10 protein-coding genes are annotated in these 10,504 nt (G+C 35.5%); 8 read left to right on the top strand and 2 right to left on the bottom strand.

The genetic code is table 11. From position 1 onward, the window contains the following. Positions 1 to 35 precede the first annotated feature (35 nt). The 8 genes from OGZ34_RS04570 to OGZ34_RS04535 all read left to right on the top strand — a co-directional run bounded on the left by OGZ34_RS04570 (position 36) and on the right by OGZ34_RS04535 (position 7,988). Positions 36 to 1,010 (top strand): PorP/SprF family type IX secretion system membrane protein, encoded by a 975-nt coding sequence (locus OGZ34_RS04570; RefSeq protein WP_173964509.1) that lies wholly within the window; start codon positions 36 to 38, stop codon positions 1,008 to 1,010. Between the two features lie 158 nt (positions 1,011 to 1,168). Next, positions 1,169 to 2,356, top strand: a complete 1,188-nt coding sequence (locus tag OGZ34_RS04565; RefSeq protein ID WP_263362272.1) for a phosphoglycerate kinase — start codon at positions 1,169 to 1,171, stop codon at positions 2,354 to 2,356. A gap of 110 nt (positions 2,357 to 2,466) precedes the next feature. Further along, complete coding sequence (locus tag OGZ34_RS04560; RefSeq protein ID WP_263362271.1) at positions 2,467 to 4,308, top strand: lytic transglycosylase; 1,842 nt, start codon at positions 2,467 to 2,469, stop codon at positions 4,306 to 4,308. Between the two features lie 46 nt (positions 4,309 to 4,354). After that, complete coding sequence (locus OGZ34_RS04555) at positions 4,355 to 5,323, top strand: DUF4837 family protein (RefSeq protein WP_173964506.1); 969 nt, start codon at positions 4,355 to 4,357, stop codon at positions 5,321 to 5,323. Between the two features lie 209 nt (positions 5,324 to 5,532). Further along, on the top strand, positions 5,533 to 6,171 hold the full coding sequence (locus OGZ34_RS04550) for a DUF1579 domain-containing protein (RefSeq protein ID WP_263362270.1): 639 nt from the start codon (positions 5,533 to 5,535) through the stop codon (positions 6,169 to 6,171). Between the two features lie 156 nt (positions 6,172 to 6,327). Continuing rightward, positions 6,328 to 6,756: a hypothetical protein gene (locus OGZ34_RS04545; protein WP_263362269.1), complete on the top strand. Its 429-nt coding sequence runs from the start codon at positions 6,328 to 6,330 to the stop codon at positions 6,754 to 6,756. 2 nt (positions 6,757 to 6,758) lie between these two features. Further along, complete coding sequence (locus tag OGZ34_RS04540) at positions 6,759 to 7,364, top strand: DUF6915 family protein (RefSeq protein ID WP_263362268.1); 606 nt, start codon at positions 6,759 to 6,761, stop codon at positions 7,362 to 7,364. Positions 7,365 to 7,541: 177 nt separating this feature from the next. Then, on the top strand, positions 7,542 to 7,988 hold the full coding sequence (locus tag OGZ34_RS04535) for a GNAT family N-acetyltransferase (RefSeq protein WP_263362267.1): 447 nt from the start codon (positions 7,542 to 7,544) through the stop codon (positions 7,986 to 7,988). A gap of 69 nt (positions 7,989 to 8,057) precedes the next feature. Here OGZ34_RS04535 and OGZ34_RS04530 read toward each other — a convergent pair whose 3' ends face one another. Further along, on the bottom strand, positions 8,058 to 8,861 hold the full coding sequence (locus OGZ34_RS04530) for an OmpA family protein (RefSeq protein WP_173964503.1): 804 nt from the start codon (positions 8,859 to 8,861) through the stop codon (positions 8,058 to 8,060). A gap of 4 nt (positions 8,862 to 8,865) precedes the next feature. Next, the gene (locus OGZ34_RS04525; RefSeq protein WP_173964502.1) at positions 8,866 to 10,503 is read right to left on the bottom strand and encodes a S41 family peptidase; all 1,638 of its coding nucleotides are present in this window, start codon (positions 10,501 to 10,503) and stop codon (positions 8,866 to 8,868) included. Position 10,504: the final 1 nt, after the last annotated feature.

Here is a 10,504-nt window from a genome sequence, read left to right as displayed (position 1 = left end):
AGCCCCTAATGATGTTATCTAAAAAAATTATTACAATGAAAAAGTTTATTTTATCTTTAGTACTCATGGCTGTAACAACAAGTTACAGCCAAGAGTTAAACCTACCAGTTTTTACACAGTATTTAGCAGATAATCCATTTGTTATTTCACCTGCTTTTGCCGGTATTGGAGACAACCTTAGAATTAGAGCCAACGGACTTACGCAATGGGTAGGGATAAAAGATGCACCGGACAACCAGTCGCTTTATGCCGATTTTAGGGTCTTGGATCGTTCTGGAGTCGGGATCAATGTCTACAATGATAAAAATGGATATACGCGTCAGACGGGAGCCAAAATTTCCTTTGCACATCACCTTATCCTGGATTATTATTCGAAGCAATATCTGTCTTTCGGACTTTCGTATAACTTTAATAGCTTTCGTATTGATATTGATGAATTCAATAACACTATCGAACATCCTATTTTAGATCCGGCTGTAACCGACAATCGATATACTTCAAACAGTAACTTTGATGTGAGTGCCTTGTATCGTAATAAAATGTTCTATGTAAGTTTTAATGCCAATAACGTTTTAAAGAAAAATACTGATAAATACCGTGGAGTTGAGCCTTCGCTACTTTCCAATTATCAGATCTATTCCGGTTTTATTTTTAAAGACGGAGAAAACAGTCGTATCGAATACGAACCATCGGTTTACTACCAGTACTTCGCAAGTGATAATCGTTCTACGACCGATTTCAACTTCAAGTACAGACGTTATAATCGTTATGAGGACTATTATTGGATCGGGGTTTCTTATCGTTTCTTAAACGATCAGTTTCCAAAACCATTATCAGTTGGGCCAATGGTAGGTTTTATGAAATCTAAATTCTACTTTGGATATTCGTATCAGGTAATGTTCAACGATTTGGGTAATTATAATACAGGAACACACTCCATAACAATTGGTTTCGATTTCCTACAATCAATCAGTAACTGTCCTTGTACACAAAGTCCGGTTCACGATTAAGGAAGCATTTTTAGCGGCTTTAAAAGTTAATTTGTTTTTTTTCATAAATTACATCGTTTTCGCTGTTGTAGCGGGTTTAATTTTACATTTTTCAAATTTGTTGCAACACTAAAAGTTCTATATTTGTTTTCTATCAGAATAAATTAAAAAATTATCAAATGAAAACTTTAAACGATTTCGACTTTAAAAATAAAAAAGCAATTATCCGTGTGGACTTTAATGTGCCATTGGATGAAAATTTTAATGTAACTGACGCTACACGTATCGAAGCTGCAAAACCAACTATTGACGCTATTTTGGCACAGGGCGGAAGCGTAATTTTAATGTCGCATTTAGGCAGACCAAAAGGAGCAGAAGAAAAATATTCGTTAAAACACATTTTAAAAACAGCTTCTGAAATATTGGGAGTTCAGGTGAAATTTGCTGAAGATTGTGTTGGAGAAGCAGCAAAGTCAGCTGCGGCTAACTTACAGCAGGGTGAAGTTTTATTACTTGAGAATTTACGTTTTCATGCTGAAGAAGAAGCTGGAGATGTAGCTTTTGCAAAAGAACTGGCTTCATTGGGAGACATCTATGTAAATGATGCTTTCGGTACAGCACACAGAGCGCATGCTTCAACAACGATTATTGCACAGTTTTTTCCAACTGAAAAATGTTTTGGAACATTGTTGGCAAAAGAAATAGAAAGTTTAAATAAAGTACTTAAAAATAGTGAAAAACCGGTAACAGCAGTTCTTGGAGGTTCAAAAGTATCTTCAAAAATTACCGTTATCGAAAACATCTTAGACAAAGTAGATCACATGATCATTGGTGGCGGAATGACATTTACATTCGTTAAAGCACTGGGTGGTAAAATTGGAGAATCTATTTGCGAAGATGACAAGCAAGAGTTAGCGCTTGAAATCTTGAGACTGGCCAAAGAAAAAGGAGTTCAGATTCACATCCCGGTTGATGTAATTGCTGCAGATGATTTCTCTAATACAGCAAACACTCAGGTAGTCGATGTAAACGCAATTCCTGATGGATGGCAAGGTCTTGATGCAGGTCCTAAATCTTTAGAAAACTTTAAAAAAGTAATTCTGGAGTCTAAAACAATCTTATGGAATGGTCCATTAGGAGTTTTCGAACTGGAATCTTTTGCTAAAGGAACGATCGCTTTAGGTGATTATATTGCCGAAGCTACAGAAAACGGTGCCTTCTCATTAGTGGGAGGTGGAGATTCTGTTGCAGCAGTAAAACAGTTCGGTTTTGAAGATAAAATGAGTTATGTTTCTACCGGAGGTGGAGCTATGCTTGAAATGTTAGAAGGTAAAATTTTACCTGGAATCGCCGCGATTTTGGACTAAAAAATCACAATTAACATTTTTTTACATATTTTTCTTCATTAAACTGTTTAAGTTTGTAAAACTAAGGTTTCTGTAATGAATTGAATTATAGAATTTTAAAATAATGTTATATGATTGTAAAAAAAATAGCAATAGTGGTTTCCGCCTTTTTTTCGATATCCATGTTTGCGCAGGATGTTGCAAAAGCAGATGCTGAAATTAAGCCGGTTGTAAAGATATCGTATTTAGATTCTGTTAAAAATACTTTCAAAAAAAATGAACTGGCAGCAAGAGTTGACAGTCTTTGGATGAACGAATTAGTAAGTCTGGATATTTACGATGATCTGACAAAAGACATTCAAACCATTAATACAGACGTGACAGTTGATGAGGAACTGCCAACAGATTTGCTAAAACAGCGACTGCAGGCAATGAATGGGAAATCACCTTTTAATATTGAATACAATCAGGGATTAGAAAACATAATAAAGTCATTTCTTAAGAATCGAAAAAAATCGTTTTCCCGATTAATGTCTTTATCCGAATACTACTTTCCAATTTTTGAGGATGCTTTTGCGAAGCAAAACGTTCCTTTAGAAATTAAATATTTAGCCGTTGTAGAATCTGCTTTAAACCCTAAAGCAGTTTCTAAAATGGGCGCCACGGGAATTTGGCAGTTCATGTACGGAACCGGTAAACAATACGCCCTTAAAATAGACTCTTATATCGATGAACGCAGTGATCCGCTTAGAGCAACTGCTGCAGCATCAGAATACATGAGCAAAATGTTCAACATCTTTGGTGACTGGGAATTGGTTCTGGCCTCTTATAACTCAGGACCCGGAAATGTGACCAAGGCCATTCGTCGTTCCGGCGGAAAAACAAAATATTGGGACATTCGAAGCCACCTTCCAAAAGAAACTCAGGGTTATGTTCCGGCTTTTTTAGCAACCATGTACCTTTTCGAATACCATAAAGAACACGGAATAAATCCACAAAGAGCCGTTGTTAAAAATTTTGAAACAGATACCGTTCAGATTAAGAGTCAGATGTCATTCAAACAAATAGCCGATTTGTTAGACATGCCACAATCTCAGTTACAGCTCTTAAATCCTTCTTATAAATTAAATGTAGTGCCTTTTTATCAGGGAGAGCAGCATTTCCTGCGCTTGCCAAAAGATAAAGTAGCAACTTTTGTTTCAAACGAAGACAAGATTTATGCCTATGTAGCCTATCAGGCACAGAATAAAACTATGCCTGTACAATTGGCAATGAAGACAGCACCAAGAACAAAATATAACGCAAAAGCAAAAGAAGATTCTTCTAAAGAAATTCAGTTTTATAAAGTCCGGAAAGGTGATAATCTGGGAGCAATTGCAGACAAATATAATGTGAGTATTGTCGATCTGAAGAAGTGGAATAATCTGAAATCAAATTCAGTTGCCTTCGGAAGAAGCTTAAAAATTAAATCTGATATAGAGGCTTCGGTTAAAAATCCAAAAGAAGCTAAAGCAACATTGGCGATAGATAAAAAAACAGAGGAAGCTATTGCAGCTGCTGATGATAAAGAGAAAAATAATACACAGTCACAAGAGTATGTGGTAGCTGCCGGAGATAATTTAGGGAGCATTGCAAAGAAATTCGGTACGACTATTGCGGAGTTGAAAGAACTAAATAGTCTGACTTCAAATAATATTGGTTTAGGAAAAACTTTGGTTGTTTCTAAAACTGTTCCTGAAATTGTTGACGAAAATGCGGTAACAACTGCTATAGCATCAAACAATTCAATTGATTCGTTCAAGAAAAAAGCGACGTCAAAAGTTCTTGGTGAAGACTATTATGTTAAAAAAGGAGATTCGTTGTATAGTATTTCTAAAAAATATCCGGGAGTAACCATTTCCGATATTAAAAAGTGGAATAACATTAAAGACGGAGATATTAAACCAGGAATGAAGCTTAAAATAAACGGATAATAAAAAATCTTATATAAATTTGGGTTTTATTTCATAACTTAAGAGAATGAATAAAACCCATTTTTTATTACTACTACTTCCGTTGCTGTTCATTTCATGTTTTAAAAATGAGAAGCAGGAGGAACCTATATCCGGAAAAACGAATACAATTTCTGTCATCATAGACGATCAGTTATGGTATGGCGAAGTTGGAGATAGCATCAGAAATAAATTTGCTTCACCAGTTTTAGGACTTACACAAGAAGAACCCCTATTTACTATTAATCAGTATCCGGCTCGTTTACTGGAAGGTTTTGTTACTGATAGCCGAAGCATAATTGTAGTTAAAAAAACAACTGCTGATAAGTTCGAAGTGACACACAGCAGATCACTACCCCACAACACTTTCAGAATTTACGGAAAATCGGTTGATGATATTATTTGCAGTATCGAACTCAATTCGGGGCAAATCATCAAAATAATCCGGGATGCCGAAATCAAAAAAATTCAGGAAGATAACAGTAAATCGTTGTTGAATCCAGCTGTTATAAAAAATAAGTTTCATATCGATCTGCAAATTCCTACCGGATATGAATACATGCTGCATAAAAAGAATTTTATCTGGTTAAAAAAAGATATTATAAGTGGCAACACCAGTTTGCTTATTTATCAGATCCCCATTCACAGTTTTGAAAAAAGTGCGAATGTAATCGACAATATTATTCGGATGCGTGATTCCGTTGGGAGTTACATCAAAGGCAGAGAACCCAACACACGTATGATAACGGGTGAGGCATACGCGCCTTATTTTTCAACGATTTCCTTAGATGGAAAAAAAGCATTTGAAACTAAAGGAACCTGGGAACTTAAGAACGATTTTATGGCCGGACCTTTTATCAACTATGCAATTGTTGACGAAATGTATAACCGAATTCTGGTAATCGAAGGATTTTGTTATTCGCCTTCCAATGAAGAACGTGATCTAATGCTGGATTTGGAAGCAATTATAAAATCGGTTAAAATTGATAAGAGGTAATATAAAGGGCTGAAAGCCCAAAAGCAGAAGCATGGTGCAACGCACGATGAAGCAGGTAAAATTTTGTTTGCGCCCTGAAAGGGCAAAAGCCCAATACCAAAATTATCAATTTGCAGCTTTTTATGGAAATCCTGTTAAGTTTTTAGTAATGAGGTGACAAACTAATTTTTCTTAATTTTGTTTTACAACTAACATTAAAACAGATCATTATGAAAAATTTAATTGCAGCATTATTACTAGTCATGTGTTTTGCTTCCTGTAAAAAAGAGACAAAGACAGCAACTGAAACAGTAGGCTCTTCTGATAGTATTAAAAAGGAAGAACCAATAGCGGAACAACCGGTTGATTCGGTAGCACAAATGAAAGCCTGGCAAGAGTATGCAACCCCGGGGGCTCCTCATAAATTAATGGCGGATGAGGTTGGAACCTGGAACTGTGATATGACCTTTTGGACAGAACCAAACGGAAAACCTGAAAAAGCAACTTCAACAGCAAACGTTAAAATGATTCTTGGCGGACGTTATCAGGAATCAAATTATCAGGGAACCATGATGGGACAAGCTTTTGAGGGTAAAAGTACATTAGCTTATAACAATGCCAGTAAAGAATACACCACTACTTTTATCGATAATATGGGAACCGGTATGCTGGTGGCAATGGGTAAGTACGATGAAAGCACTAAAAGTATGGAGCTAAAAGGCGACATGGTTAATCCCGTAAACGGTAAAAAGACACCCTACAGAGAAATTTATACCATTGTAGATGCTAAAACACGTAAGATGGAAATGTTTGATGTGAAAAATGGTGAGGAGTTTAAGAGTATGGAAATCATTATGAAGAAAAAATGAAATACAGTACAGGATAATACCAAAAAACCGATTGCAAGTGTAATCGGTTTTTTTGTTTTGTAAAAGTTTTTCAAGATTATTTTATTATGTAAAAAATCTTACATTTGTTTCTTGTGACTTAAAATAAAGTTTAACCAATAATAATTTAGAATAAACATGGCAAAGTTTGTAATTCACAAAAGAGGTTTTTTTTATACTGATGAGGCTTTTGAATTAGCTGAAGGCGAACTAGGAAGTATTGTAGGTACTTTTAATAATTTAGATGAAGCCAAAATTGAAAAACTAAAACAGGATATTATTTCAATTGAATATTTTGGTGGAATGAATGTAGTAGATTTCTTTTTTTACAATGATAATTATGATGAGATTTATGAAAAATTTGAAGTGTTTTTTCGTTCGGAGTTCAACTTAGAAATTGAAGACAAGTACTGTTTTGACTTTCCCGATGCTATTTCATTCGAACAAGCGGAAAAAATTTATGAAATTTTAAATATTACGTTTCATGATATTGTGGAATATGATGATGACGTTGTATTGAATCCAGATGATTTTAACTTGGAAGAATCAGAGTTAGGAGAATTTTAAAGATGAATTCAGTTATACATTCTCAAATATCAGTTCGAAAACGTGGTGGCGTGATAGAAGATTATCTTAACATCCATGACTTAATGGATAGCACCAAAGAACTGTGTAGCGACAATAGACACAGGATTCTCCATACCATGTGGGGAATTAAAAGAGTGATTGTTCCCATTTTTGGACATACAATAATCAATAGTGATGATAAAGCGGTAAATGTTAAAGATCTTTGCGAACAGGATCATATTTTGCCCGATTATTTAAATCGATTTATTCCAAACCTTTCAGATTTTGCAAAGGCTATAGACGACAGTGCTATAGCGGATATCGACTTTGTAAATTTTGCTAAAGTGTATGAAGATGATAAGGAACTAATGGAATTACTTTTATCACCTTTAGGTGTGACTGGTTTAAAAAAATCATTATTGATAACACACAATTCCTGGTTTATTAATGAAATAGTACCAAGAGTTTTAAAGCGCAGTCCTGAGATTAGAAATTTTGAGATCAGCCCTGCAGATTTATTTAATAACATGCATTACAAACTCTGGATGGATAACGGAAGTGCTTTTCCGGAAAGTTGTAAATTTACTTTAGGAAAAATTGTTGGATAGTATTATCAATTATAAGTACTATATAATTTGTTTAGCAGAAAATTTATTAGAATTAAACTATTCAATCCCGATTGCAGTTTGTAATCGGGATTTATAGTTAAGAATATTTGGTATAATTTTGTTTTTAGCGTAAGTTAGAACCGTAAACAATAAGCCAAAACAATAAACAAAGAGCAAATGGAGCTAAAATGGAAAATAAAGCCTTTTGAGGCGTTAAATGTAAACGAGCTATACGATTTACTCAAATTAAGAAGTGAGATCTTTGTAGTAGAGCAAAACTGTGTTTATTTAGACCTTGACGGTAAAGATAAGAAAGCATTACACCTGATTGGGGAATACGATGGCAAAACGGTAGCGTATGTACGTTTATTCGACGCTGGAATTAGTTTTGATAATGCTTCGATCGGACGTGTGGTGGTGGATGCCAATTACAGAGATAGGAAATGGGGACATGACCTAATGCGTGAAGCGATTGCTGCTATAAAATTGAATTTCAATAAAGAAGCAATAACCATTGGAGCTCAATTGTATTTAAAAAAATTCTACGAAAGCCACGGATTTGTCCAAACCAGTGATATGTATCTGGAGGATGATATTGAGCACATAGAGATGACGCGTGACTAAAGCGTTTTGTTGAGGTACAAAGGAGCAAAGGCTCAGAGGAGCAAAGGTACAGTAGGATTAAAAAGCGGTTTAAATTTTCGTAATCAAAAATTCAACACGACGATCCAGATTATCACCTTTTCCCAGCGGATATTTATTCCCGCAACCCTGATAAGTCATTCGGTTTTTTGAGATCTTTTTGGAGCTGAGGTAGTAAAAAACAGTTTTGGCACGGTTCCAGGAAAGTCTTCTTTCATTGGTGGCTCTGTCAATTCCGTCGGAGTAGATATCAGGGGTGCAGCAAACATGACCTCTGATTTCGAATTTTAGACCATTTTGTTTTTCTAAGATTGCGGCAACTTTATCTAATTCCTTTTTAGAGTTTGAAGTAAGTTTTGAACTTCCAATATCAAACAGAATATTGTCTAAGAAGATCTTGTCACCAATTTTAAGCTTGTTCGGAAACGAGTTGTAGATTCCTTTTCCAAAACTATTTTTCTTAACGGCTATCAAATCGACCCTTCGGTTTCGGGTACGGGTTTCGTGAAGGTTTTCTATAGTGTCGGGCCGGACAACAACACGTCCTTTCCCTTCCAAAATAACAATTTTACCTTGGTTGAATCCGGCTTTAACCAATAAGTTCTGAATGGTGCTTGCCCGATTGTTAGATAAACGAAAATTGTATTCGTCATTTCCGCGATCATCACAATAGCCATATATTTGTACCGACTCTACTTTAGAAGTGTCGATACTTTTAATAAAACGGTTTACAACTTCGGTTTGTTTTGGTGTAAGATCGAACTTGTCAAATTCGAAATAGATAGTTTCAATAGGTTTTTGCTGTGCCGATAAATTGTAAATAAGAAACAGAAATAGGGCTCTGTAAAGCTTCATTTTTTTACATTTTTAAAATCGTTTTATACTCAGTCTGGTTATTTAATACATTCACAGCTTTTTTAATTTCTGAATTGTTTTTAATGTAATATTGATACAAACCTTCCTGATATTGATATCTTTTAATCAATTCTTCCTGTATCAGGTTTCTGATCTCCTTTTGATTTTTATCCAGTAGCGTGCTTTCGCTTTTTTCAAGAGCTGCCTGTAATTGTTGGTATTCCGTGGCAATAGTTTCGTCTATTTTTTCATTTTTGGCCGCAGCCATCATATTTTTCAACGCCACTTCCGATTCCGTGTCAAAACTAATTTTGTTGGTTTTTAGGAACTGCTTGAAACTACTGTAATCAGTATCAGTAAGGATTGGTGTTTTATCTCCTAAATTTGGATTCTTGTAATAGTACGTGGTAGCATAATCAAAGATTCCGTCATTTTTTAGCAAAGCAGTTGTGATCGGACTCATTTTGGTTTCATCCAGTTCGATATCCGGTAAAACACCACCACCATCATAAACTGTTCTTCCTTTTCGGGTTTTAAAAGCATTGAAATTTTTAGCATCGGTTTTTTGAGCCACACCATTTTTGTCCTTATGCGCATAATCCAAAGCCTGAATACAACGTCCGGAAGGCGTGTAATAACGTGAGATTGTCACTTTCAACTGAGTTCCGTAAGTTAAGTCAACAGAGCGCTGCACCAAACCTTTTCCGAAACTGCGGCTTCCCAGAATCACGGCACGGTCTAAATCCTGTAAAGCTCCCGAAACAATTTCTGAGGCTGAGGCGCTTCGTCCATTTACCAAGATGGCTAAAGGAATTTCAGTATCAACAGGTTCTTTAGTCGTTTTATAAGTGTTGTTGTGTTTTTCGATACGTGATTTCGTAGTCACAATAACTTCATTCTTCGGAACAAACAGATTACAGATATCAATGGCTTCGTTGAGTAAACCACCCGGATTTCCTCTTAAATCAAGTACAATTTGAGTTGCACCGTCTGCTTTAAGTTTCTCAAGGGCATCTTTTACTTCGTTGGAAGCTTTTCGGCTAAAGTGTGCCAAAACAATGTATCCGGTTTTGGCATCAATCTTTCCGAAAAACGGAACCGATTTAATATCGACTTCATCCAGAACCAATTCGGTTGTGAAGGTTTTTCCCTGACGAAGATATTTAATGGTAATTTTAGTATTTTTAGTTCCTTTCAGTAATTGTGAGGCATCATCCTTAAAATCAGCAATCATAACATCACCAATCTGAATAATCTCGTCTCCGGCTTTTAGTCCGGCTTTGTCGGCAGGATAGTTTTTATAGGGTTCACGTACAATTAAGCGATCTTTTTTTCTTGAAATCAAAGCTCCTATTCCGGTATATTCGCCTGTATTGTTGATTTTGAAATTAACAACATCCTGTTCGTTAAAATAAACGGTATAAGGATCCAGACTTGCGAGCATGCTTTTAATGGCCTTGTCCATCAGGTCACCCGGGTTGGTTTCGTCGACATAATTGGTGTTTACCGCTTTGAACAAAGTGGTAAAGATTTCAATTTGTTTGGCAATTTCAAAAAAGTCATCTTTAAAACTGGTTCCGATAAATAAAAACCCTGCAGCAACGGCAGGTATGATAAATTTCTTCTTGAAATAAGGATACATG

Origin of the sequence: Flavobacterium collinsii (genome assembly GCF_946903285.1) — a bacterium.
In the GTDB taxonomy this organism is placed as follows: Bacteria; Bacteroidota; Bacteroidia; order Flavobacteriales; family Flavobacteriaceae; genus Flavobacterium; species Flavobacterium collinsii.
The sequence above is the reverse complement of the archived record's forward strand: the minus strand, read 5'-3'. Positions and strand labels throughout refer to the sequence as shown.